Annotated in this window: 1 protein-coding gene; it reads left to right on the forward strand. The window is 52.2% G+C overall.

Annotated elements, in window-relative coordinates; all coding sequences use genetic code 11:
- Position 1 precedes the first annotated feature (1 nt).
- Positions 2–268: cupin-like domain-containing protein (locus AAEY88_RS13850; RefSeq protein WP_350563311.1), on the forward strand; the 267-nt coding region annotated here is incomplete at its 3' end.

The following is a 268-nucleotide window of genomic DNA, read 5'->3' on the forward strand; positions in this document are numbered from 1 at the left end:
TTTGTATGTTGGCCCCATGGAACTGGCACCCGGTGGCCAAGACATCAGTCTCGTTGATATGGCGAACCCCGACTTTGAACGTTTCCCGCGTTTTCAGCAGGCATTAGACGCCAGCCTAACAGCAGAGCTAAGCCCTGGTGATGTGTTATTTATTCCCAGCATGTGGTGGCACCATGTTCGTGGCGTCGATGACTTTAACGTACTCATTACCCACTGGTGGCGCGATACTCCTGGCTTTTTAGGCCGCCCTAACAATGCCTTATTGCAC

The organism is Psychrobacter sp. CAL346-MNA-CIBAN-0220 (genome assembly GCF_040309805.1).
In the GTDB taxonomy this organism is placed as follows: domain Bacteria; phylum Pseudomonadota; class Gammaproteobacteria; order Pseudomonadales; family Moraxellaceae; genus Psychrobacter.